Source organism: Haloarcula sebkhae (assembly GCF_014647415.1).
In the GTDB taxonomy this organism is placed as follows: domain Archaea; phylum Halobacteriota; class Halobacteria; order Halobacteriales; family Haloarculaceae; genus Haloarcula; species Haloarcula sebkhae.
This window is the reverse complement of sequence record NZ_BMPD01000001.1, coordinates 796,343-816,184: the sequence shown is the minus strand read 5'-3', so window position 1 is coordinate 816,184 and position 19,842 is coordinate 796,343. Positions and strand designations below refer to the sequence as shown.

General features: G+C 63.8%; 26 protein-coding genes. 14 read left to right on the top strand and 12 right to left on the bottom strand.

Features of this window, described 5'->3' with window-relative positions:
- Window positions 1–100 precede the first annotated feature (100 nt).
- Together hemB and IEY38_RS04290 are read right to left on the bottom strand one after the other, a co-directional pair.
- Window positions 101–1,081, bottom strand: a complete 981-nt coding sequence (hemB, locus tag IEY38_RS04295) for a porphobilinogen synthase (protein ID WP_188975599.1) — start codon at window positions 1,079–1,081, stop codon at window positions 101–103.
- A gap of 46 nt (window positions 1,082–1,127) precedes the next feature.
- A complete protein-coding gene (locus IEY38_RS04290) occupies window positions 1,128–1,856 on the bottom strand; it encodes a competence/damage-inducible protein A (protein WP_170096658.1) in 729 nt (242 codons plus the stop codon).
- Between the two features lie 178 nt (window positions 1,857–2,034).
- Between IEY38_RS04290 and IEY38_RS04285 the strand changes: the two genes are divergently transcribed.
- Window positions 2,035–2,172 (top strand): hypothetical protein, encoded by a 138-nt coding sequence (locus tag IEY38_RS04285; protein WP_188975597.1) that lies wholly within the window; start codon window positions 2,035–2,037, stop codon window positions 2,170–2,172.
- A gap of 72 nt (window positions 2,173–2,244) precedes the next feature.
- Entirely contained in the window at window positions 2,245–2,994 is a 750-nt protein-coding gene (locus tag IEY38_RS04280; RefSeq protein ID WP_188975595.1) for a potassium channel family protein, read from the top strand.
- Between the two features lie 110 nt (window positions 2,995–3,104).
- On the opposite strand, the gene IEY38_RS04275 is transcribed toward IEY38_RS04280, so the two are convergent.
- Both IEY38_RS04275 and IEY38_RS04270 read right to left on the bottom strand, forming a co-directional pair.
- Window positions 3,105–3,308, bottom strand: coding sequence for a hypothetical protein (locus IEY38_RS04275; protein ID WP_188975593.1), 204 nt, complete (start codon window positions 3,306–3,308; stop codon window positions 3,105–3,107).
- 46 nt (window positions 3,309–3,354) lie between these two features.
- Window positions 3,355–5,442, bottom strand: coding sequence for a (Fe-S)-binding protein (locus IEY38_RS04270; RefSeq protein WP_188975591.1), 2,088 nt, complete (start codon window positions 5,440–5,442; stop codon window positions 3,355–3,357).
- A 143-nt stretch (window positions 5,443–5,585) separates the two neighbouring features.
- On the opposite strand from IEY38_RS04270, the gene IEY38_RS04265 reads away from it, so the two are divergent.
- Together IEY38_RS04265 and IEY38_RS04260 are read left to right on the top strand one after the other, a co-directional pair.
- Window positions 5,586–6,206 carry a conditioned medium-induced protein 4 gene (locus IEY38_RS04265; RefSeq protein WP_170096663.1) on the top strand — a complete coding sequence of 207 codons (621 nt, stop codon included), beginning with the start codon at window positions 5,586–5,588 and terminating at the stop codon, window positions 6,204–6,206.
- A 118-nt stretch (window positions 6,207–6,324) separates the two neighbouring features.
- The gene (locus IEY38_RS04260; protein ID WP_188975589.1) at window positions 6,325–6,987 is read left to right on the top strand and encodes a CRISPR-associated protein Cas4; all 663 of its coding nucleotides are present in this window, start codon (window positions 6,325–6,327) and stop codon (window positions 6,985–6,987) included.
- 30 nt (window positions 6,988–7,017) lie between these two features.
- Here IEY38_RS04260 and IEY38_RS04255 read toward each other — a convergent pair whose 3' ends face one another.
- Genes IEY38_RS04255 through IEY38_RS04245 form a run of 3 tightly spaced genes read right to left on the bottom strand, consistent with a single transcriptional unit; the run spans window position 7,018 to window position 8,392 of the window.
- On the bottom strand, window positions 7,018–7,602 hold the full coding sequence (locus IEY38_RS04255) for an L-threonylcarbamoyladenylate synthase (RefSeq protein WP_188975587.1): 585 nt from the start codon (window positions 7,600–7,602) through the stop codon (window positions 7,018–7,020).
- A 2-nt stretch (window positions 7,603–7,604) separates the two neighbouring features.
- Window positions 7,605–8,114, bottom strand: a complete 510-nt coding sequence (locus tag IEY38_RS04250) for a redoxin domain-containing protein (protein ID WP_188975585.1) — start codon at window positions 8,112–8,114, stop codon at window positions 7,605–7,607.
- The gene (locus IEY38_RS04245; protein WP_129755778.1) at window positions 8,114–8,392 is read right to left on the bottom strand and encodes a glutathione S-transferase N-terminal domain-containing protein; all 279 of its coding nucleotides are present in this window, start codon (window positions 8,390–8,392) and stop codon (window positions 8,114–8,116) included. The genes IEY38_RS04250 and IEY38_RS04245 overlap by 1 nt, the downstream gene beginning before the upstream one ends.
- A gap of 98 nt (window positions 8,393–8,490) precedes the next feature.
- On the opposite strand from IEY38_RS04245, the gene IEY38_RS04240 reads away from it, so the two are divergent.
- Window positions 8,491–9,879, top strand: a complete 1,389-nt coding sequence (locus IEY38_RS04240; RefSeq protein WP_188975583.1) for a hemolysin family protein — start codon at window positions 8,491–8,493, stop codon at window positions 9,877–9,879.
- A 50-nt stretch (window positions 9,880–9,929) separates the two neighbouring features.
- Window positions 9,930–10,301 carry a cupin domain-containing protein gene (locus IEY38_RS04235; RefSeq protein WP_188975582.1) on the top strand — a complete coding sequence of 124 codons (372 nt, stop codon included), beginning with the start codon at window positions 9,930–9,932 and terminating at the stop codon, window positions 10,299–10,301.
- A gap of 54 nt (window positions 10,302–10,355) precedes the next feature.
- On the opposite strand, the gene IEY38_RS04230 is transcribed toward IEY38_RS04235, so the two are convergent.
- Window positions 10,356–10,568, bottom strand: a complete 213-nt coding sequence (locus IEY38_RS04230; RefSeq protein ID WP_050037233.1) for a hypothetical protein — start codon at window positions 10,566–10,568, stop codon at window positions 10,356–10,358.
- 123 nt (window positions 10,569–10,691) lie between these two features.
- Between IEY38_RS04230 and IEY38_RS04225 the strand changes: the two genes are divergently transcribed.
- The 3 genes from IEY38_RS04225 to IEY38_RS04215 all read left to right on the top strand — a co-directional run bounded on the left by IEY38_RS04225 (window position 10,692) and on the right by IEY38_RS04215 (window position 11,757).
- On the top strand, window positions 10,692–11,006 hold the full coding sequence (locus IEY38_RS04225; protein WP_188975580.1) for a hypothetical protein: 315 nt from the start codon (window positions 10,692–10,694) through the stop codon (window positions 11,004–11,006).
- Between the two features lie 30 nt (window positions 11,007–11,036).
- The gene (locus IEY38_RS04220) at window positions 11,037–11,450 is read left to right on the top strand and encodes an SRPBCC family protein (protein ID WP_188975577.1); all 414 of its coding nucleotides are present in this window, start codon (window positions 11,037–11,039) and stop codon (window positions 11,448–11,450) included.
- A 100-nt stretch (window positions 11,451–11,550) separates the two neighbouring features.
- Window positions 11,551–11,757: a hypothetical protein gene (locus tag IEY38_RS04215; protein WP_170096672.1), complete on the top strand. Its 207-nt coding sequence runs from the start codon at window positions 11,551–11,553 to the stop codon at window positions 11,755–11,757.
- On the opposite strand, the gene IEY38_RS04210 is transcribed toward IEY38_RS04215, so the two are convergent.
- Complete coding sequence (locus IEY38_RS04210; protein ID WP_188975576.1) at window positions 11,754–13,010, bottom strand: CobW family GTP-binding protein; 1,257 nt, start codon at window positions 13,008–13,010, stop codon at window positions 11,754–11,756. The two genes, IEY38_RS04215 and IEY38_RS04210, sit on opposite strands and share 4 nt — an antisense overlap.
- 145 nt (window positions 13,011–13,155) lie before the next feature.
- On the opposite strand from IEY38_RS04210, the gene IEY38_RS04205 reads away from it, so the two are divergent.
- The 3 genes from IEY38_RS04205 (at window position 13,156) to IEY38_RS04195 (ending at window position 16,496) form a co-directional block, all read left to right on the top strand.
- Window positions 13,156–13,452, top strand: a complete 297-nt coding sequence (locus IEY38_RS04205; RefSeq protein WP_004959670.1) for a hypothetical protein — start codon at window positions 13,156–13,158, stop codon at window positions 13,450–13,452.
- Entirely contained in the window at window positions 13,452–14,426 is a 975-nt protein-coding gene (locus IEY38_RS04200) for an ArsA family ATPase (protein ID WP_188975574.1), read from the top strand. Before IEY38_RS04205 ends, IEY38_RS04200 begins: the two co-directional genes overlap by 1 nt.
- Before the next feature lie 174 nt (window positions 14,427–14,600).
- Window positions 14,601–16,496 (top strand): carbon starvation CstA family protein, encoded by a 1,896-nt coding sequence (locus IEY38_RS04195; RefSeq protein WP_188975572.1) that lies wholly within the window; start codon window positions 14,601–14,603, stop codon window positions 16,494–16,496.
- A gap of 40 nt (window positions 16,497–16,536) precedes the next feature.
- On the opposite strand, the gene IEY38_RS04190 is transcribed toward IEY38_RS04195, so the two are convergent.
- Together IEY38_RS04190 and IEY38_RS04185 are read right to left on the bottom strand one after the other, a co-directional pair.
- Window positions 16,537–17,136, bottom strand: coding sequence for a hypothetical protein (locus IEY38_RS04190; RefSeq protein WP_188975570.1), 600 nt, complete (start codon window positions 17,134–17,136; stop codon window positions 16,537–16,539).
- Window positions 17,133–17,816, bottom strand: coding sequence for a hypothetical protein (locus tag IEY38_RS04185; protein WP_188975568.1), 684 nt, complete (start codon window positions 17,814–17,816; stop codon window positions 17,133–17,135). The genes IEY38_RS04190 and IEY38_RS04185 overlap by 4 nt, the downstream gene beginning before the upstream one ends.
- Window positions 17,817–17,992: 176 nt before the next feature.
- Between IEY38_RS04185 and IEY38_RS04180 the strand changes: the two genes are divergently transcribed.
- The gene (locus IEY38_RS04180) at window positions 17,993–18,208 is read left to right on the top strand and encodes a hypothetical protein (protein ID WP_188975566.1); all 216 of its coding nucleotides are present in this window, start codon (window positions 17,993–17,995) and stop codon (window positions 18,206–18,208) included.
- A gap of 4 nt (window positions 18,209–18,212) precedes the next feature.
- Here IEY38_RS04180 and IEY38_RS04175 read toward each other — a convergent pair whose 3' ends face one another.
- Window positions 18,213–19,412 (bottom strand): inorganic phosphate transporter, encoded by a 1,200-nt coding sequence (locus tag IEY38_RS04175; protein ID WP_188975564.1) that lies wholly within the window; start codon window positions 19,410–19,412, stop codon window positions 18,213–18,215.
- A 125-nt stretch (window positions 19,413–19,537) separates the two neighbouring features.
- Between IEY38_RS04175 and IEY38_RS04170 the strand changes: the two genes are divergently transcribed.
- Window positions 19,538–19,819, top strand: coding sequence for a hypothetical protein (locus tag IEY38_RS04170; RefSeq protein ID WP_188975562.1), 282 nt, complete (start codon window positions 19,538–19,540; stop codon window positions 19,817–19,819).
- The last annotated feature ends 23 nt before the right edge of the window (window positions 19,820–19,842 follow it).

Here is a 19,842-nt window from a genome sequence, read left to right as displayed (position 1 = left end):
GCCACTCCGCCCCTGGCACATGAATAGGTTAGGGACCTGTCGCTCGCTGGACCGCTCCACGGGCGCGGTTCGAACGGGTACACACGGGGACTGGTCCCGCTCAGAGGTCGTCTGCGAGGTCCTCGGCGAAGTAGGTCAGAATCAGGTCTGCGCCGGCGCGCTTGATGGACAGCAGCGACTCGTAGGCGACTGCTTCGAGGTCGAGCCATCCTTTCTCGGCGGCGGCATGTAACATTGCGTACTCGCCGGAGACGTTGTAGGCGGCAACTGGGTGGTCGTAGGACTCCCGGACCTCCTTGACGATGTCCAGATACGGCAGGGCGGGTTTGACCATCAGTACGTCCGCGCCCTGCTCGACGTCGAGGTCGACCTCGCGGCGGGCCTCGCGTGCGTTCGCGGGGTCCATCTGGTAGTGCCGCCGGTCACCGAAGGCCGGTGCGCCGTCGGCGGCGTCCCGGAACGGGCCGTAGAAGGCCGACTCGTACTTGGCGGCGTAGCTCATGATTGGCACGTCGGTGTCACCCTGTGCGTCCAGTGCTTCCCGGATCGCGCCGACCATGCCGTCGATCATCCCCGACGGCGCGACCATGTCGGCTCCGGCCGCGGCGTGGCTCGCGGCGATTTTCCCCAGCAGGTCGAGCGTCTCGTCGTTGCGCACCGTCAGCCGCGGGTCCTCGGCCGCATCGTCTTCGAGAACGCCACAGTGGCCGTGGTCGGTGTACTCACAGAGGCACACATCTGTAATGACGTAGGCGTCTGTTTCGCCGGTAATTCGGCGCGTGGCCTCCTGCACGACGCCGTCCTCAGCCCAGGCACGGCTCCCGCGTTCGTCTTTCGACTCGGGGACGCCGAACAGCATCACCGCTTCGACGCCGGTTTCGAGAACTTCTTCGACGCGATCAACGGCGTCCGAAACGGGGACCCGTTCGTGGCCCGGCATCGTCTCGATGGGGACGCGCTCGTCGGTCGTTGCGTCGACGAATACCGGCGCGATGAGGTCCGACGCTGTGAGATCCGTTTCACGCACCAGCGATCGCACGCCGTCGGTTCGCAGGCGACGCGGGCGCTGTGTCAGGTTCATACTGCCTTTTCAGTCCGTGGCCGGCATGAACCCACCGCTTACCGACTTACTCTGTCTCGATTCGCTCGCGGAGCCAGGCCGCCGCGTCGGCGACGGTCGCCGGGTCGTCGCCGGTAATCTTCACCCGCCCCGGCGCGTCGTCCTTGCGCGGATAGCTCCCGACAGCAACCGCGAACTGCTCGCGGGCCGCCGTAATGTGGGTGACGAGCGCACCTTCGGGTGCAGGTGTGTGGATCGTCTCTGTCGTCCGGTCACCGTCGAACTCGTCGGCGATGGTCTCGTACATCGCCTTCAGTTCCTCGGGGATACCCGGCAGGACGTAGACGCGGTCGATGACACAGCCGGCGGCGAAGCTCTCGTCGGTCAGTAGTGCCTGCCCACCCTCGGGGACCGACGCCCACGCATCGAGGTCAAGATCCATGTCGTACCGGTCCACCATCTCGGGGTTGTCTTCGGCGAACTGCTCGGCTTTCGCTTCGAGGTGCGCCCGCACGTCGTCGGGAACGACGAGGTCGCGGTCGAACGCTCGTGCTACGGCGGCCTTCGTGATGTCGTCGGGCGTTCCGCCGATGCCGCCGGTGACGATGACCGCGTCGAAGGCGTCGTGATACCGGGCCACGGCGTCGGCGATGACCGCCTCCTCGTCGGGAACAGTCAGGACGCGGGTGACGGTGGCTCCCGCGGCCGTGAGCTGGCGGCCCAGCCACGACGCGTTCGTGTTCTCCGTGTCGCCAGCGAGCAGTTCGTCACCGACAGTGAGCAGTGCGACCTCCATTATTTCGCTGTGGGTGTCTGGCGGCGTTAAGGGTTTGGCTGGCAAGCAGCGACGAATCGGGTAGTCGACGCGACCGCCAGCCTGAACCTGGATACATATTAATGGTATATTATGCCATTAATTTTGGTCTAGCCATATTCCGGCAACATACATATGCTAGCTCTCCTGACCACGAAGTATGGTACTTGTCACCAATTGTGCTGACTGTGTCAAACGGGTCTACCCGGACCGGAACCGCGTGCCGAACACGGACCGCGGCGACGCCGCGCTCGCCGAGGTGCAACACACATCCCCCGCCGAGACACTGACAGACTGAGATCGGCGGCGAACCACGTCAGCGCCGGTTTTGGCGGCGCTGTGTCGCGACCTTCGATAGACAGCTACAGCAATGGAACGCAGCGACAGCAGTACAGACACGGACCGGTCGTTGCTCCGGCAACTCTCGAAACCGGTTCTCGCGTTCGTCGCGCTCGTTGTTGCCGGCGTGGTCGGTTTCGTCACGTTCGGCGGGGTTGGCGTCATCAACGCGCTGTTCTGGCTGCTCGACCCCACGAGCATCGAACTCCACTTTCAGAGCCACGACGGGCCTGCGAGGCTGGTCAAGGGCTACGCCATCGTAGTGCTGACCGGTCTCGTCGTCGCCGGTCTGTGGACTGGTGAGACAGCGCTGTCGGCGGCCTTCGGTGGCCAGATTCAGACGGAACTCACACGCATGCAAATCGCTCAACGAATCGAGGACCTGAACGATCACGTCGTCGTCTGTGGCTACGGGACGTTCGGACAGACCGTCGCGGAGCAGATCGGCGATACGGATACCCGGGTGGTCGTCATCGAACAGCAGTCGGAACAGTACGAGCGAGCGCTCGACGACGGCCATCTCGCGCTGGAGGCCGACGCGAGCCGCGAGGACGCGCTGACAGATGCGGGTGTCAAGCGAGCTGACACGGTCATCGGCGCAATCGACGACACGAACGCGAACATCCAGATAGCGGTGCTGGCGAGCCAGCTCGCGCCCACTGTCCGGCTCATCGTTCGAGCCGGCGATCAGCAGGACGAGACCGTAGCCCGCCGCGTTGGGGCGGACGAGGTGATAATCCCGGAGGTGGTGAGCGGGAAACAGGTCTGCGAACGGCTGTGAGCCGGGCCCTGTTGGCCGCTTGTGTCAGCAGTTCGGTCACGCCGATGGCATCAGTTCGACGTTCGTATCTATCTCAGGAAGTCAACAAACGGAAGATATCGGGTCAGTTGTTACTCATCGGATAGCTCGGATTCGAGCCTCTCGACTTGGCCTTCGAGTTCGGAAATACGCTTCTCGTAGCCGCGTTTGCCGTCGAGAAAGTTGTAGATGAGTATCATGCCGGCGGCTGGCAGTCCGACGTACATCGCTAGTACCATCACCATGACGATGAGTTCCGTTGCGCCGGGTAATCCGATGAGGAGGAGGAGGGCCATAGTGGTCCTTTTCGTTTCAGCTACTTGGAAATTTATATCCGGCCGATCAGACTCTCTCTTCGCTGACCGCTTCAGCGAGCAACTCCGTCACACCGACGATTTCGATGTCGTCCTCGTACCCGCCGGTCTTGCGCCCGTCTTCGTACATCGTCATGCACATCGGGCAGGCGACGACGAACTTCTCGACGGCCGCGCCCGCGTCAGTGTCTTCGAGGGCCTCGCGCAGACGCTCCTCGCTGGGTTTCGACTCCTCTTCGAGGTCCATCCAGAGGCCGCCACCGCCCCCGCCACAGCAGAATGAGTCGTCCCTGTTGCGCGGCATCTCGTGGAGGTCAGCCCCGGTCGCGCGGATGAGGTCCCGCGGGGCCTCGAACTCGCCGTTGTACCGCCCGAGGTGGCACGGGTCGTGATAGGTGACAGTGTAGTCCAGTTCGGTCCCGGCGAGGCCGAGCGCGCCGGCACTGGCGAGATCGGCGACGACCTGCGTGTAGTGGAACACGTCGTCTTCGCCCCACTCACAGGCCTCGAACTCGGGGTACTCGTTCATGAACGTGTTGTAGGCGTGGGGGTCCGTCGTGACGATGGACTCGAACTCACAGTCCAGAATCGCTTCGGCGTTGTCCTCGACGAGCATCTCGTAGAGGCCCTCCTCGCCGACGCGGCGCACGTCGTTGCCGTCGGTCTGTTCGGCCTCGTAGAGGATGCCGTAATCGACATCGGCGGCCTCGAAGACGCGAGCCAGCGCGCGTGCTATCTTCTGATTGCGCTCGTCGTAGCTGGGGTAGTCGCCGACGTACCAGAGGTATTCCACCGATTCGTCACGAGCGTCCGGAACTTCGAAATCGAGGTCGTCGGTCCAGTCCGGCCGGGCGCGCTCGGGGTCGCCGAAGGTGTTGCCGTGCTGGAACACGTTCATCATCGCGTCCTGCACGTGTTCGTCCATCTCGCCGGCCTCGGTCAGACGACGGTTCATCTCGGTGAACTGCGTGACGTGTTCGATGTCGACCGGGCAGGCGTCCATGCAGGCCATACAGGACATGCAAGACTCCATTGTGTGGGCGTCGATGACCGAGGTACCGCCGTCGGCGACGATGGGCACGTCTTCGCCGCCGGCGTCGCGATCTTCGCGGTAGCGTTTCAGGTCCAGAATGACGTTCCGCGGGTCCAGCGGCCGCCCGGATGCCTTCGCCGGACAGACGGACGAACACCGGCCACACTTAGTGCAGGCGTCGTGGTCGAGCAACTGTTTCCACGAGAAGTCGTCGATCTCGCTAGGGCCGATCTCGTCGGGACTCGCGTCGCTTGGCACGCCGGGTAGTCGCACCCCGGCCTTCTCGTCACGGGCGATAAGGTTGGCAAACGACGAGAGCATGTGGAACGGCTTCGCGTAGGGGATCCAGGCGACGAACCACAGTGCGACGAGCGAGTGGCTCCACCAGATAAAGGGGTACGCGCCCGCTGCCATCTCCGGTGTCATCCCAGCCGTGACGAGTACTTCCTTGACCGACCAGCCGACGAAGCTCACCGTCTCGAAGGAGACATCCCGGACCGTCGAGGTGCCGAGAATCCGAATGCCTTCGGTGAGGTAGCCGCCGACGCCCAGCACGAACAGCGCGCCCAGAAACAGGTCGTCCTCGCGGGAGGTGTGGCGGTCGTGGAGGCGGTCGAGTTTGCGGCCGTAGCGTCGCCACAGCGCGACACCGACGCCGACGACGAACAGCAGCCCCATCGCGTCCATGACAAACGAATAGGAGAGGTAGAACTGGCCGACGAAGAAGGATTCACCGGTCAACGGTCGATAGAGGTCGATGTCGATACCTAGAATCGTCGTTCCGATGAGCAGCGTCAGAAAGCCCCAGACGACAAACGCGTGCATCACGCCAGCGACGGTGTCGCGGTCCAACTGCTTCCGATTTGACAGCGCTAACCGTGCCGCTGCAACCGTCCGCTGGGGCAGTTCGTCCAGGCGCTCGAAAGGGTCCTCGCTGCCCTGGGCATAGCGGGTGACACGGTTGTACACACCGTACAGAAAGACGATGACGGCGAGCGCTGCCAGATAGTAGAACAGCACTTTCCCCACGTCGCCGATACGCCAGAACGTCGGGCGCGTGGTCGTCTGGAGTATAGATGACATACGCTAACACGTGCTGCGTGTCCGCTTAAATCTTGCCACGCCCCGTCGCGGTCTTGCGAGAATTTGGCAACTGTTGAAAGTTTCCTCGCGTTACGTTACCCATCCGACAGATATATGACTCCCGAGAAGTAGTTTCATGTTCGATGGACGAGAAGACCGAAGAACTCCGTGACATCTTCATGGACGTCTCCGACGAGGAGGCTGTGACGGAGTCTCAGGAGGCGTCGAGAGGGTCCCTGGCCGATACTGACGAGACCGGTGTCGCGGACCGACTCGGTGATGTCATCGCGCGGATGCGCGAGCAATACGAGTTCCGGACTGACCTCGACGACGAATCCCTGGTAACAGTGGTCCGACTGTTCTACGAGGGCGGCGACGACGGAACTATCGCAGCCGAAATCGGCGTGGACGGGTCCGACGTGGTCGAGGCGCGACTGGACTTGCATCTCCTCCGCGAGGCGGACACAGAGGCACCGTTTGACCTGCCCGAGTTCCGCCGTCGCGTCGCTGCCGACGACCCGTCGGTCGCCGAACTCGCGGCCGAGTTCGATATCGATGAGTCCTGGGCCGCCCACTACCGGCGCGTCGTCGCCGCACAGGACGCCGCCCGCCGTGTCTCCCACCGGTTTCAGAGCCAGTTCGAGGACGTACTGACCGACGCCGGGCTGTCGACACAGCACGCCGCCAGCCTCCGCGACGACGGCCTCGACGAGGCCACTGAAGACATCGATTCGCTTGACTCCGGCGCTGACGTGTCGATGTGACCCTCGGATACCTTTTGTAGTCGTCTCCAGTCGTGGCAGGGGTAGCCAATTGCGCAGTTGTTTCAACAGCCAGCGGCGCGCCGAACCTTCTTGTAGTGGAACACGACCACGCAAAGCCATGCCGACCCACACGTTCAGGGAACTGGAAACGGCTGCCTACTGCCCGCGGAAGCTCTACTACCGCCGCCGTGACAGGGCGAGCGAGATTCCCGACGAAATCGAGTCGGTTCGCCGGCTCGCCCGTGAGTACGAGCGCCTGCTGACCGATGATGCCGCCCTGCTGGCAGCCCCCATCGAAGTGGCACCGGACGAGTATCGCGACCGCCTCAGAGGGCTTCGAGAGCGGCTGGCTGACTGGGATGCGCTGGTCGCCCCGACGGCGACCGACGCGTATCTCGAAGGGAAGGATGCCCGCGGGATCGCACACAAGATCGTCGCCGGACAGGACGGTCCCGCGCCGTCGCTCGTGTTCGCCGGTCGACCGCCGGAGGAGGGGGTCTGGGAGCCCCAAACCGTTCGGCTTGTCGCCGCCGCGAAGGCGCTCTCTTGGGAGCGCGAGCGTGACATCGACATCGCCTACGCCGAGTATCCGGCGTACGGCGTGATCCGACGCATCGAGGTGAACACGCGGCGAGCAGGTATGTACCGTCGCGCGGTCAGAACCGCCGAAAGCATCGATGGGCCGCCGGGGCGGGTTCGAAATGACGCCAAGTGCAAGCCCTGTGAGTTCAGCGACGACTGCGGGGTGAAAACGCGGTCGCTACGGTCAATGCTACGCTAAGGCGGACAGCCACCCGGACAGCGACAGGTGTCAGTCCCGGTCGTCGAGCCACGACTCGACGGCGTCAGCGCGTGCGCCGCGGCGATGAACCGTCCCGCTGTCGACGTTCACGACCGTCGACCCGGTCCCGCCGTCGGTCTCTCCGGCATCGAGGACGACGGCAGCACGCTCGCGGATCGCGTCGAGGTTGTCGACGGAGCGCGCGCTCGGGTTCCCGGAGATGTTAGCGCTCGTGGCCGTGAGTGGCCCGGTTTCGGTGAGCAGTTCGAGCGCGAGGTCGTGGTCGGGGATGCGGACCCCGACGCGGTCTCGACCAGCGACCAGCACGTCCGGAACCGCGTCGCGGCGTTCGACGACGACAGTGACCGGTCCGGGGAGGAACTCCCGCATGAACGCCAGTTCACGGTCGCTCAGGCGCGTGTATTCGCGGGCGGACTCGACGTCGGGAACGGCCATCGACACCGGTTTGTCGCGCTCGCGGCCCTTCGCCTCGAACACCCGCTCGACGGCAGCAGCGTCGAGCGCGTCCGCGCCGAGACCATACACTGTCTCCGTGGGATAGACGACAAGCTCTCCGTCGCGGACTGCCGCCGCGGCGTCGTCGACTGTCGTCATCGTTAGAGCTGGGCTTCGACTTCGTCGTAGTCCGGGAAGTCGGGCCATTCCTGCGCCACCCACGCGTACTCGATAGTCCGGTCGCTATCGAGGACGAACACCGACGGACGCGGCTCCTCGATACCGGCCATTCCGTCGAGGTCCATGTCGATGCTGTACTGCTGTGCGACGCCGTTGGCGGGGTCCGAGAACAGCCGGTAGTCACCCTCGATTTCCCGCTCTTCGAGCAACTGCTTGTGTTCGTACGGCGTCGAGATTGAGACGCCCACGACGGTGGCCTGCTCGTGCCACGTGCGGTCGCGGATCTCGTTCCAGATGTACGTCGCCGGGAACGCGCCATCCATCGCGTGGAACACGAGGACGACCCGGTCGCTGTCGGCACAGACCGACGCGAGCGATTCGTCTTCCCAGAACTCGTCGTTGACGAGCGGGCGTGTGAAATCCGGCGCGGTGTCGCCTTCTTCGGGATGCTCGACCGGGTCGAGATCGACGATATCGAAGTCGAGGTCCATCAGGCCACACCCCCTGCGGTCTCCTCACCCTCGCCGTAGGTCCGTTCCAGATACGCGACGATGTTCGCGCTCTCGGACATCGTGACGCCGGTGTTCTCGTCGACGATGGCCGGGACGGTCCGCTTGCCGGACAGTCGCTTGACTACGTCGCGGTCGGCGTGCATCGGCTCGACGAACCGCGACTGGTAGTCGAGACCGTATTCGTGCAGCTTCCGGACGACGCGCTCACAGAACGGACACGCCTGCAGCCGATACAGCGTGATGTCGGACTCGCTCATACTCTATGCGGCGATACGCGTGAAAGCCGGGTAAGGGCTTCGCTGGCAACCCCTCCATGACAAGCCTTAATCCTCGCCCATTACAATTTCGACCGTTGATGGCCCTGGATCCACCTGCGCCGCTTGAGCTGTCTACAGCGATGCTGCAGGGCGTCGAAATCGTCGGCGTCCCAATACCAAAAGACGCGGTGCTCGTCGCTGGTATTGTCACGCTCGTCGCACTGGTTGTCCTCTCAGCGTTCTTCTCGTCCTCAGAAATTGCGATGTTCTCGCTGCCTGCACACCGGACGGAGGCGCTCGTCGAGGACGCCGTCCCGGGTGCGAAGACGCTCAAACAACTCAAATCAGACCCCCACCGCCTGCTTGTGACGATTCTCGTCGGCAACAACCTCGTCAACATCGCGATGTCGTCCATCGCTACTGGACTCCTTGCGATGTACGTTGAGAGCCAGGGGCTGGCTGTCGCTATCGCGACGTTCGGGGTCACTGCCATCGTGCTGCTGTTCGGCGAGAGCGCGCCAAAGAGCTACGCGGTGGAGAACACCGAGTCGTGGGCGCTGCGCATCTCCAAGCCGCTCAAGGCTGCCGAGAGGGTGTTGCTCCCGCTTATTCTGCTGTTTGATTACCTCACTCGCGTCGTCAACAAGATCACCGGGGGCCGTTCCGCCATCGAGACCTCCTATGTCACCCGCGAAGAGATACAAGACATCATCGAGACAGGTGAGCGCGAGGGCGTCCTCGATGAGGACGAACGCGAGATGCTCCAGCGTACGCTCCGGTTCAACGACACCATCGCCAAGGAAGTGATGACGCCGCGGCTGGACATGACCGCCGTCGCCAAGGAGTCATCCGTCGAGGAAGCCCTTGAGACGTGTATCCAGAGCGGTCACGCCCGTATTCCGGTCTACGAGGGAAGTCTGGACAACGTCATCGGCGTCATCCACATCCGCGACCTCGTTCGGGACCTCAACTACGGCGAGGCGCTGGCCCGCGATATGGAGCTTGAGGACCTCATTGAGCCGACCCTGCACGTCCCCGAGTCAAAGAACGTCGACGACTTGCTGACCGAGATGCGGGCCGAGCGCCTCCACATGGTCATCGTCATCGACGAGTTCGGGACCACCGAGGGGCTGGTGACGATGGAGGACCTGACCGAGGAGATCGTCGGCGAGATACTCGAAGGCGAGGAGGAAGAGCCGATCGAGTACGTCGACGACGACACGGTCACGGTCAAAGGCGAGGTCAACATCGAGGAGGTCAACGAGGCGCTGGATCTGGACCTGCCCGAAGGCGAGGAGTTCGAGACCATCGCTGGCTTCATCTTCAACCGCGCCGGCCGACTGGTCGAGGAAGGCGAGACCATCACCTACGACGGCGTCGAGATCCGCGTCGAACAGGTCGAGAACACCCGTATCATGAAAGCTCGCGTCGTCCGCCTCGAAACCGGCGAAACGGAACCGGTCGATGCGGAAGAAGCCTCGGACTGAGTACTCGCGGGAGCAGTTGTTTTAGGTCGGTCGCTGTCGACAGGGATGACATGGGTTATCACCACCTCGCGGTCGACGACATCGAACCGACACCGGACCGTCCGAGTATCCAGCGGTCGATAAGTGACGCAGCCGACCTCGAAAATGCGGCCGTGAACCTTTACGAGGTCGCCCCCGGCGAGGACATTCCGCTCGCGTACCACTATCACGACGACCAGGAAGAACTGTTCTACGTCCTTTCCGGAACGCTGGCTGTCGAGACGCCCGAGAAGACCTACGAGGTCGAGGAAGACGAGGCGTTCGTCGTCGAGCCGGACAGCCCCCAGCGGGCGCACAACCCCGAGTCGGCGACCGAACCAGTGCGGACGCTCGTCGTCGGCGCGCCCGCGGTGGATGATGTCCATCCGTACGACCCCGAGTGAGCCGAGTGTCGCAGTCGCGCTGTCGAACCGCCACAGGAGCGTGACGCCGGACCGCTACTGGAGGGTGATGGCGTAGGTCAGCGCGAACAGGAGTATTGCGCCGGTCGCGACGTTGATCGCCGTGAGTTCCGCTGCGCCGATGACACTCAGCCCCCAGACGATCGTGGCTGCGAATACCGTCGAGAGTACGACGTTCATCGCGATGAGTACCCGCGGGTCGCCCTGTGACCCGCTTGCCCCCTCCTCGAACCCGTTCGCGTCGCTCATGCCCACGAACACGGACGGGACGGCCCTTAGCTCTTTGGCAGTGTTCGGTGGGTTCGACTCGCTCGCCATGGCTGGGCGCGGCCAAGTCGCGCAACTAAACACATTCGGAGCCCAACACAACGTATGAACGTTCCAAATCGTCATGGGGATCCGGTCGACCCGGTCCCGTTTCTCGTCTGCACTGCGATGGCGGTGATGCTGCTGTTTTCGGTCGGCCCGCTATACGGCCTTGCCTACGGGCTTCCCATCTGGGCCGGTCTGATCGTTTCGACAGCCGGGACCGTCGCTGTCGCCGCCGTTTCGTATCACCGACTGGTCTGGACTGCGCCGCCGCCCTCGGTACAGATCGCCCCGGAGCTTCGCTTTCAGCGCCTCATCTACATCGGTGTCGGCTTCGCCGTTTTGCTGGTCGGCATCTCGGCTCCGCTGGCCCTGTGATTTACCACCCCGGTGCGCATGTGGACTGGTATGCGCGAGGTCGAACGCTCTCGGTTCGTGATGGCGCGGCCGCCAGCTGTCCACCGCACGCTCTCGCCGGAAGCGGTCGTCGCGGCGGAAGGGACGTTCACAGTAACGGCCGTCGAAGAGACTGATACGGGAACGCTCGTCACCGCCGCTGGCCCGGGAATGTCTGTCCCGCTTCGTTTCGAATCCCGGGACGATGGGCTCCGGTACACCGCCGAGGGCGAGGTCGGCCCGTTCGACCATCTGGAGACGCAGATTACCGTAACCCCGGAAGAGAACGGGTCCCGGCTCACGATGCGGTCGACCGTCTCGCTGAACCTGCCACTCCCCTTCGCTGACCGCATCGCCGCCTGGAAGCGCGGCAACGAGCTAGAGCGAGCTATCGAAGATCTGGCGGCCGACGTGCCAGGGGGCTGACCCGGTCGATAGCTCGACCGTTCGGCTGATTCGTCGATGCCCGTGAGACGACTGCGCACAACCACGATACGTTTAGTAGCTGTAATCTCAATATACGATCATGAGCATCCTCGACAGCGTCAAGGAGGCACTCACCTCACAGCCGGAGACGAAGTCCCGCCCCGACGATGGGTCGAAAGGGGCGTACTGGTGTGACGACTGTGGCGTTCGCATCAGAGACGTCGAACTGGAGGGTGAGCCGGTCTGTCCGGACTGTGGCGAGGAGATGCGCTTCGAGCGCGCGGCCGGTCGTGACTGCGCCTGCTAGGGGCTCCGTATCACCGTCTCCTCGCCCTGTTCCGCCGGGAACGGTCCGGTGAGCGACTCGCTGTCCGTCCATTCTTCGTCTGTGACGAGCGCGTCGTCGAGCGCCGTCCGAAGGGATTCCTCGTCGTAATCGGTTCCGATGAACACCAGTTCCGTCCGTCGGTCGCCGTGTTCGTCGTGCCAGTCGAGGTCCGGCCGGTTCGAGCGGTACATATCCCGCTCGACTTCGGGCAGACTCGCAATCCAAGGCCCCTGTGCTTCCGCCCGTATCGAGGGGCCGGCCTGCCCGATGACGACCCGTAGCTCTGCACCCGCCAGCCAGACGGTCCCTTTCGAACGAACGACTCCCGACGGCAGACCCCGCAGCACGTCGGCGAGTCGATCGGGGTGGAACGGCTGACGGCGGCGATACGTGAAGGAGGTGACGCCGTACACCTCTTCGGGATGGTGGTGGTGGTCGTCGTGTCCGTGGCCAGTGCCGTCTGTATCGTCCTTGGCATCGTGGTCGTGACTATGCCCACTTTCGGCCAGTGCTCGCTTCCAGCCCGGTAGGTCGTTGATTTCGTTCTGGTCGAACAGCGCGCGGTCGAACAGCTGGTCGGGGTCGACCTGTGAGAAGGTCGTTCGGATGGTCTCGGCGTCGGGCTGGAGCGCCCCCACCAGTTCCTCGGCTTCGTCCAGTTCCTCGTCCGTACAGAGGTCCGTCTTGTTCAGCACGACGAGGTTCGAGAGTTCGACCTGTTCGACCATGAGGTCCGACAGCGGGCGGTCGGCGTCGCTGTCTCCATCGGCGTTCGCTTCCACAGTCCCTCGGCGCTCGGGCGTCTCGCCAGCGAACGAGTCGAGAAACAGCCGGGTATCCAGCACCGTCACAAGCGTATCGACGCGATAGAGCGCCGCCACGCGCGATTCAGTTGTGAACAGCCGCGCGACGGGCGCTGGCTCGGAGATACCAGAGGACTCGACAACGAGCGCGTCGAAGTCACGGTCGTCCGCCAGCCGGACGACTGCGGTTTCGAGGTCGTCCTGCAGTTCACAGCAGATACAGCCGTTCGATAGCTCCGCGACGCCGTCGTCCACGTCGAGTTCGGACCCCTCGGCGATGAGTTCCGCGTCGACGTTGACGGTTCCCATGTCGTTGACGAGGACGGCGATGTCGCGGTCGCCGGCCTCTGTCAACAGGTGATTCAGTAGCGTCGTCTTCCCGGCCCCGAGGCTTCCGGAAAGAATCGTGACGGGAATGGTGTCGCGCATACCCCTCGTTGTGGGCCGGCTCCCTTCAAATCGCGCCTCGTTTCCGGCAGCCGAACACGACCGCTGTCCCGGCACGGCGGCTGGGTACTGTCGACGGGTAACTGCGACAGCTTTTACTCTGTGCCTCTCGCACACATGACCCACGATGGAACTGGCCGACCGAATCGAGCGCTTTCGCCGGACGCTACGGGAGTGGGCCCGCGGACTGTACCACGGTATGATAACGCACCCGGCCTACGAGAAAATCGAGAAGGAGGCCGAGGACATCGAGGACGCGTTCATGCTGGCCTGTTTCCCCGACGCCTTCGGCATCCCGTCGCCGGTGTCGTACTACACCGCCGAACTGCTGCCGTACCTCGAAGACACCTTCGAGGCTTGGGAGCGGCGGCTGTGGGACCGGGGGTCGTACATCGAACGCAAGGGTCAGCAGTACCACTTCTGATGGAGCCGTTCGTCTTCTTCGGCGGCAAGGGCGGTGTCGGCAAGACCACTGTCTCCTGTGCCTACGGCGTCAAATCAGCGCGAGCCGGCCTCGACACGCTCGTCGTCTCGACGGACCCGGCCCACTCCGTCACGGACGTGTTCGACCAGTCGTTCAGCGACGATCCGGAATCCGTCGAGAGCATCGACGGCCTCGATGCGATGGAGATCGACCCCGAAACCGAGACCCAGCGCCACCTCAACGGCATCCGTAACGACCTCTCCGAGCAGGTGTCGGCGGCGATGGTCAACGAAATCAACCAGCAGCTAGAGATGGCCCACCAGACGCCAGGGGCCTACGAGTCGGCGCTGTTCGACCGCTTCGTCGACGTGATGCGCAACGCCGACCCGTACGACCGGGTCGTCTTCGACACGTCGCCGACCGGCAGCACGCTCCGACTGCTCGGCCTGCCGGAGTTCCTCGAAGGGTGGATCGACCGGCTGATGCACAAACGCGAGAAGAGCATCGACCTCTTCGAGAAGGCCGCTATCGGCAACAACGAACCCCGGCGCGTGATGGACGGCGACCCGGTGCTGGCCCGCCTGCAAGACCGCAAGGAGTTCTTCGAGTTCGCCGGCGGCGCGCTTCAGGCCGACGCCGCCTTCTTCCTCGTGCTCAACCCCGACCAGCTCTCGGTCAACGAGACGCGGCGCGCTATCGCCGAGATGCGGGAGCGCGACCTCTCGGTTCGGGGCCTCGTCGCGAACAAGCTCACGCCCGAACCGGACCCCGACGAGAACGGCCGTGGGGCTCGCTATCTCCGAGACCGCGTCGCCACCGAGAACGAACGGCTACAGGAGGTCCGTGAGACGCTCGACCCGCCGCTAGTCGCGGAAATCACGACCCGTACGGCGGAGGTGAAAGGCGACCTGCTCGACGATGTCGCAGCCGAACTCGACGTCGAGACGGCCGCTGAGGTGCCGACGTTCGTCTGAGCCGGCGGCCAGCCGCTCATGTGTGGGCCGCGCATAACCGATAAGTAATCAGATATTAGATTTTCGTTGATAGTCGAAGCCGTGTGACCGAGCGTATTCTGACGGACTTAATATATGTAGGAAATATATAATAACTATTAATAGCTTGATGTTGGTTACCATTCATGCATATACATGACACAGGTAATCTGGATCGTCCTGGCAGTACTGGTGACGTTCAGCGTGGGGTATCTGGGGTATTCGAAGTACCTCGCGCGGTTCCTCGAACTCGACAACGACAACGAGACACCGGCACACAAGTACGAAGACGGGCAGGAATACGTGCCATCGAAGAAACCGGTGTTGCTGGGTCACCACTACTCAAGTATCGCGGGTGGGGCACCGATTGTCGGACCGATTACTGCGGGGGCCATCTGGGGATGGGTTCCCGCACTGCTGTGGATCGCCATCGGCAACCCGCTGATGGGCAGCGTCCACGACTTCGTCTCACTGTCGGGGTCGCTCCGACACGAGGGGAAGTCCATCGGCTACATCGTCGGTGAGTACGTCGGCGAGGGTGGGAAGAACATGCTACTGTGGTTCGCGTTCCTGACGATTATCCTCGTTGTCGGAGTGTTCGCGCTGGTGGTCGCCATTGTGTTCGATGCGTACCCACAGGTGACGACTGCGAGCACCGTCTACATTGTACTGGCCCTGCTACTGGGTGTGTACCTCTATCAACTGAACGGGCCGTTCCTGCCCGGAACCATCGTGTTCGTGACGCTGGTGTTTGCCGGAGTGTACGCAGGCATTCAGTACCCGTTCGCGCTGTTCCCGGCCGTCGGCGACGCGAGCTACCCCGCAGGCACGCTTGTGCTCGCGGACGTTCTGGGTCTGGGCAGCGGGCAGTGGATACCTGGGGCATCTGCGACGAATCCCAACAGTGCGGCGTGGGTGCCGATAATCATGGTGTACGCGGGCATTGCGAGCGCGCTCCCGGTGTGGGTACTGCTCCAGCCGCGTGACTACCTGTCGTCATTCCTGCTGTACGCTGGCGTTGGCGGCTCGCTGGTCGCTGTCATCGTGGGCACGATTTTCGGCACGGCTGCCACCGAGACCGGCTCGCTGGTCATCGCGGACTCGATGGGTGCGTTCAACGGCTTCTGGGGTATCGAGGGCGCTGGCCTCGCACCGCTGTTCCCGCTGCTGTTCATTACAATCGCCTGTGGGACGATCAGTGGCTTCCACTCGCTGGTGTCCTCCGGAACGACAGCCAAGCAGTTGAACAAAGAGACCGACGCCCGCCTTATCGGATACGGTGGGATGCTCGGTGAGGGACTGCTGGCCGCCGTCGCACTGTCAACGCTCGCCGTGGCCGGCTTCGCCGAATCTGCCGCTGGCGGCGGTATCGGGAACGCGCTGCCAAACTTCGCGACGGGTGGTGGCATCATCTTCACCAGCCTCGGTATCCCTCAGAGCTTCGGCGCGCCGTTCATGGCGCTCGTGCTGGTGAGCTTCCTGCTGACCTCCACGGACACGGCCGTCCGACTCGGTCGGTACATGATGGAGGAGATTGTCGGCCTCCAGGCGGGTGAGACGTCTTCCGGTTTCAACGTCGGTGGTGGCATCCGTTCGACCCTCGGCGAAATCGGACGCGGCCGCTACACGAACCCGCTCGTGCAGGCCATCCCGGCCTATCTGATGGTCATCTCCGGCGAGTGGCTCACGTTGTGGGCCCTGTTCGGCGGTGCGAACCAGCTGCTCGCGGCACTGGCGCTGCTGACCGCGACTGTCTGGCTCGCGAACTGGGACGACAGCAAGCAGCTGTACTCCACAGGTGTCCCGATGGCCATCATGACAACTATCACTATATTGGGGCTGTCCTGGCTGGCGTTCTACAGCAACCTCTACCAGAACCTCATTCAGGGCGGTGCAGAGAGTACTGCAGCCATCGCTTCCTCAGTAGTCCAGATAGTACTGGCCTTAGTCCTCATCGGCCTCGCTCTGGCGCTGGTCAAGAAGGGATACGACAACATCAGCACCGTCCGCGAGAGCTACGGCGGCGGTGCCGTCGAACCGAGCGACGACTGACAGCGGTTCCTTCTCCGTTTTCCACCGTCGGAAGCGCAAGCTACGCGTCCCGCGTGACTGCGCCAAACGGCGGTACGGTGTCGTCCGGGGCAGCCGCTATCGCCGTCACCGAGTCCTCATCGGCACGGACACGAACCCGAGCGATGTCCCGCTCGCTGCCGTCGACCGTTGCTGTCGCTGTCATCAGTGTCGTTTCGGTCCCCAGAAGCGTTGCCGAGTCGCTTTCGCGCCACTCCGAAACGGTGTCCACATCGGCATCCATCGCAAGCGAAACGACCCGGACGCTGTCCACCGCCGTCAACGGGTCACGGACGACCTCGGGCTGGTCGACGACCTGGACGGCCGGGGCCGTCAGGAGGCCGAACCGCTCCCCGCCCGCTGACTCGTAGACGCGCCGGAACACGGTCGCAATCACGTTCTGGTGCGAGGTCAACTGCACGTCACCCGAGAAGTCGACCGTCACTGTCGTCTCAATGGTGGGGCTGTCCTCGATAACGAGCGAGTAGTCGCTGGATTCGGGGAGCTCCGCCGGTGAGGTCGCACTGGCTTCGATCGGCTCGCTCTCTTCTGGCAGGATGCCACAACCGGCCAGCGTGGCCGTACAGGCGACGACAAAACCGCGGCGTGTCGGGGGCGTCATTTCCAGAACCGCTTGGCAAGCCGCGACAGCACTCCTTCCTCGGGCTGGGTCACGTCTTCCCAGAGGACGAACGCTTCGACCACGTCGGCGGCTTCGCCGGCGACAGCCTCCTGCTTGTCCGGAACGACGACGCCCAGATTGACCTCGTAGTGACCGTAGTAGCCGTATTTCAGTAGCGTGCGCTCGCGCTGGCTCTCAACGAACGACCGAACCTCGTCGGGTAACTCGTCGGCGACGAGGACGAACGTGAAGTCAGTTCGGTAGTGCTCTTCGTTCGGCGTGACCCGCTTGTCGGCCAGGTCGTGGCCGAGTTCGACCAGCCGCTTCAGTTCGCCAACTGTCGGCCGGTCGACGCGGCGGGCGTAGAGGTACTCCTCGGACTCGTGGTCGCCGTAGGACAGCGCCGGGTGGAAGAACTGCTTCTGGTTGAGGACCCGCATCTCGCCGTAGAGGTCCCAGCGCTCGCCCCGGAGCTGGTGATCCCGCTCCAGCGTGTAGTTGTACATCAGGCGGTCGCTCACCCGGTCGAAGTACGGGTCGTCTGTCCAGTGTGGCACCTCCTCGATAATTTCGTCGGGCAGCTCAGATTTCGGGACCGCCCCAGTGACGGGGTCCTCCCAGTCATCCGCGCCGTAGTCCGGCGGCTCCTCGCCCGACGTGGACTTGGATTCCTCGCTCATCGTCGTGCGTTCCGTGGGCGTTCAGTTCGTACTGCTCGCCTGCCGCGGTAAGTCATATCATGGCGATGCCGTGTCGGCGTCTTAAGCCCGTCGGTCAGCCGACGGTCGTTCACGGGCCGTACACGACCGCCGCGGCAGGTTTTTGATGCTGGCCTTTCAATTACTCACTAACAATCATGGTGAAAGGCACCGAAGCCTGCGGCCGCTGCTCGATGACCGTCGTCGTCGATGCCGTCGACGAAACCGAGGGCGAGAAACCTCACGACCCGTTCGGCGATGATCGCATCGAGGTCGACCAGCACGACATCGAGCGCGTCTCGCCCGAGGCCTGGATGGGCCATCTTTCGACCAGAATGAACGAGGTCGTCAGTCGCTACGTCTGGGGTCGCTGACCGATCAGAGCACCGCGTCGATAACCCAGAACAGCCCGTAGCTCAGCCCGAACGCCAGTGCGAGCGACCCGACCCAGGCCAGCACTGTCTTGCCCATCTTCTCCCGGCTGACTTCGCCGCCGCCGGCGGCCGCGCCAGAGCCGACGATAGCAGAGACGATAATCTCGTTGAACGACACCGGGATGCCGAAGAAGACAGCCGCCTGTGCGATGATGAAGCTCGGAATCAGCGCGCCGATGGAGCGCCGCGGCCCGAGCGAGGAGTAGTCCTGTGCCAGCGCTTTGATCATCCGCGGTGCGCCCGTCCAGGACCCAATGAGGAGGCCGAGGCCGCCGAACAACAGAACCCCAGTGATGGGGATGGCTGCCGTCGGCCCCTCGCCGAGCAGGGGCACCAGCGGCCCCAGCGCCAGCCCGACCTGACTCCCCCCGGCGGAGAAGGCCACGAGCCCGCCCATCACTAGCAGGAAGTGCCGCTGCCCGGCGGCCGCGTCCGCCCTGATATCTAGGTACAGCAGTCCCCCCGCGAGCACCCCGATGAGGAGCGTTGCGGCGACCATCGAGGGGAGTATCGGCGTCCCAACAGCCCGCGCGATGGCACGGGCGACCGACGCCTGCTCACTGCCCGGTGCCAGCAGCACGAACTCGATATTCGCCAGAATCACACCGACCAGCCCCCCCAGCAGTGGCACGAGCCGTTCCTCGGTCGTGGCTTCGTGCCGGAGCGACCATGCTGTCACGAAGGCGACCAACCCGCCGAAGAAGGGAGTCAGGACCCACAGCGAGACGATTTCGATGTACTTGGCCGTCGCCGGCTGGCCGCCAATCGCCAGTCCGACGCCGACCACCGCACCGGTGACCGTGAACGCCGTCGCGATGGGGTAGCCAGTGAAAATCCCCACGGCGACCAGCACCGCTGCGGTGAGGAGGGCGACGATAGCGGCGATAGCCGAGAGGCCGCCGCCGCTCGGGAACAGAACGAGTTCGCTCCCGACGGCCTCTGTGACGTTGGCCCCCTGCAAGACCGCGCCAGCCAGCCCGAGGATACCGACGAAGAACCCGGCCCGCATCACCGAGATTGCGTTCGCCCCGACGGCCGGCGCGAACGGTGTGGACCCGGACGACCCGGCACCGATGGCCCAGGCCATGAACAGACTCGCGGCTGACGCGACAACAAGCGTCACAATCGTACTCGTCGCGACCATCTGTCACGGCGTTTGCCCCGCCCTGCAATGAGCCTACCGTTCGCGCGCCCGCCACGAGCGACTGCCGACACTGACGCGGGCGTCACGGGCAAACGTTCAGGTGCCAGTGCGTAGTTCAATCCCGTATGTCCGCCACTGAAGAAACTGTCCGCGTCTGGCTGGTTGAACGAACCTACTCCGACGACGAACAGAACCTCATCATCCTCACGTACGCGACGCCCGACGGCGAACAGTACTTCCGCAAGGAGCGGGCCCTGACCTCGTTTTCCGATGTGCGGGAGACGACGGCCGCCGTCGACGCCGACCCGGCCAACCTCGGGTTAGTCGACGACCCGGACCTGCAGACGCAGTACGCGACCGAAGCGACGCGGATGGCCGAGAAACACGATCCCGACGACGCTATCTAACCGTCTGCACGGCCACGCTCGCG

Bases quoted from the DNA above. Each gene is read 5' to 3' on its own strand.
- hemB (WP_188975599.1), bottom strand. From the start codon at position 1,081: ATGAACCTGACACAGCGCCCGCGTCGCCTGCGAACCGACGGCGTGCGA.
- IEY38_RS04290 (WP_170096658.1), bottom strand. From the start codon at position 1,856: ATGGAGGTCGCACTGCTCACTGTCGGTGACGAACTGCTCGCTGGCGAC.
- IEY38_RS04285 (WP_188975597.1), top strand. From the start codon at position 2,035: ATGGTACTTGTCACCAATTGTGCTGACTGTGTCAAACGGGTCTACCCG.
- IEY38_RS04280 (WP_188975595.1), top strand. From the start codon at position 2,245: ATGGAACGCAGCGACAGCAGTACAGACACGGACCGGTCGTTGCTCCGG.
- IEY38_RS04275 (WP_188975593.1), bottom strand. From the start codon at position 3,308: ATGGCCCTCCTCCTCCTCATCGGATTACCCGGCGCAACGGAACTCATC.
- IEY38_RS04270 (WP_188975591.1), bottom strand. From the start codon at position 5,442: ATGTCATCTATACTCCAGACGACCACGCGCCCGACGTTCTGGCGTATC.
- IEY38_RS04265 (WP_170096663.1), top strand. From the start codon at position 5,586: ATGGACGAGAAGACCGAAGAACTCCGTGACATCTTCATGGACGTCTCC.
- IEY38_RS04260 (WP_188975589.1), top strand. From the start codon at position 6,325: ATGCCGACCCACACGTTCAGGGAACTGGAAACGGCTGCCTACTGCCCG.
- IEY38_RS04255 (WP_188975587.1), bottom strand. From the start codon at position 7,602: ATGACGACAGTCGACGACGCCGCGGCGGCAGTCCGCGACGGAGAGCTT.
- IEY38_RS04250 (WP_188975585.1), bottom strand. From the start codon at position 8,114: ATGGACCTCGACTTCGATATCGTCGATCTCGACCCGGTCGAGCATCCC.
- IEY38_RS04245 (WP_129755778.1), bottom strand. From the start codon at position 8,392: ATGAGCGAGTCCGACATCACGCTGTATCGGCTGCAGGCGTGTCCGTTC.
- IEY38_RS04240 (WP_188975583.1), top strand. From the start codon at position 8,491: ATGGCCCTGGATCCACCTGCGCCGCTTGAGCTGTCTACAGCGATGCTG.
- IEY38_RS04235 (WP_188975582.1), top strand. From the start codon at position 9,930: ATGGGTTATCACCACCTCGCGGTCGACGACATCGAACCGACACCGGAC.
- IEY38_RS04230 (WP_050037233.1), bottom strand. From the start codon at position 10,568: ATGAGCGACGCGAACGGGTTCGAGGAGGGGGCAAGCGGGTCACAGGGC.
- IEY38_RS04225 (WP_188975580.1), top strand. From the start codon at position 10,692: ATGAACGTTCCAAATCGTCATGGGGATCCGGTCGACCCGGTCCCGTTT.
- IEY38_RS04220 (WP_188975577.1), top strand. From the start codon at position 11,037: ATGCGCGAGGTCGAACGCTCTCGGTTCGTGATGGCGCGGCCGCCAGCT.
- IEY38_RS04215 (WP_170096672.1), top strand. From the start codon at position 11,551: ATGAGCATCCTCGACAGCGTCAAGGAGGCACTCACCTCACAGCCGGAG.
- IEY38_RS04210 (WP_188975576.1), bottom strand. From the start codon at position 13,010: ATGCGCGACACCATTCCCGTCACGATTCTTTCCGGAAGCCTCGGGGCC.
- IEY38_RS04205 (WP_004959670.1), top strand. From the start codon at position 13,156: ATGGAACTGGCCGACCGAATCGAGCGCTTTCGCCGGACGCTACGGGAG.
- IEY38_RS04200 (WP_188975574.1), top strand. From the start codon at position 13,452: ATGGAGCCGTTCGTCTTCTTCGGCGGCAAGGGCGGTGTCGGCAAGACC.
- IEY38_RS04195 (WP_188975572.1), top strand. From the start codon at position 14,601: ATGACACAGGTAATCTGGATCGTCCTGGCAGTACTGGTGACGTTCAGC.
- IEY38_RS04190 (WP_188975570.1), bottom strand. From the start codon at position 17,136: ATGACGCCCCCGACACGCCGCGGTTTTGTCGTCGCCTGTACGGCCACG.
- IEY38_RS04185 (WP_188975568.1), bottom strand. From the start codon at position 17,816: ATGAGCGAGGAATCCAAGTCCACGTCGGGCGAGGAGCCGCCGGACTAC.
- IEY38_RS04180 (WP_188975566.1), top strand. From the start codon at position 17,993: ATGGTGAAAGGCACCGAAGCCTGCGGCCGCTGCTCGATGACCGTCGTC.
- IEY38_RS04175 (WP_188975564.1), bottom strand. From the start codon at position 19,412: ATGGTCGCGACGAGTACGATTGTGACGCTTGTTGTCGCGTCAGCCGCG.
- IEY38_RS04170 (WP_188975562.1), top strand. From the start codon at position 19,538: ATGTCCGCCACTGAAGAAACTGTCCGCGTCTGGCTGGTTGAACGAACC.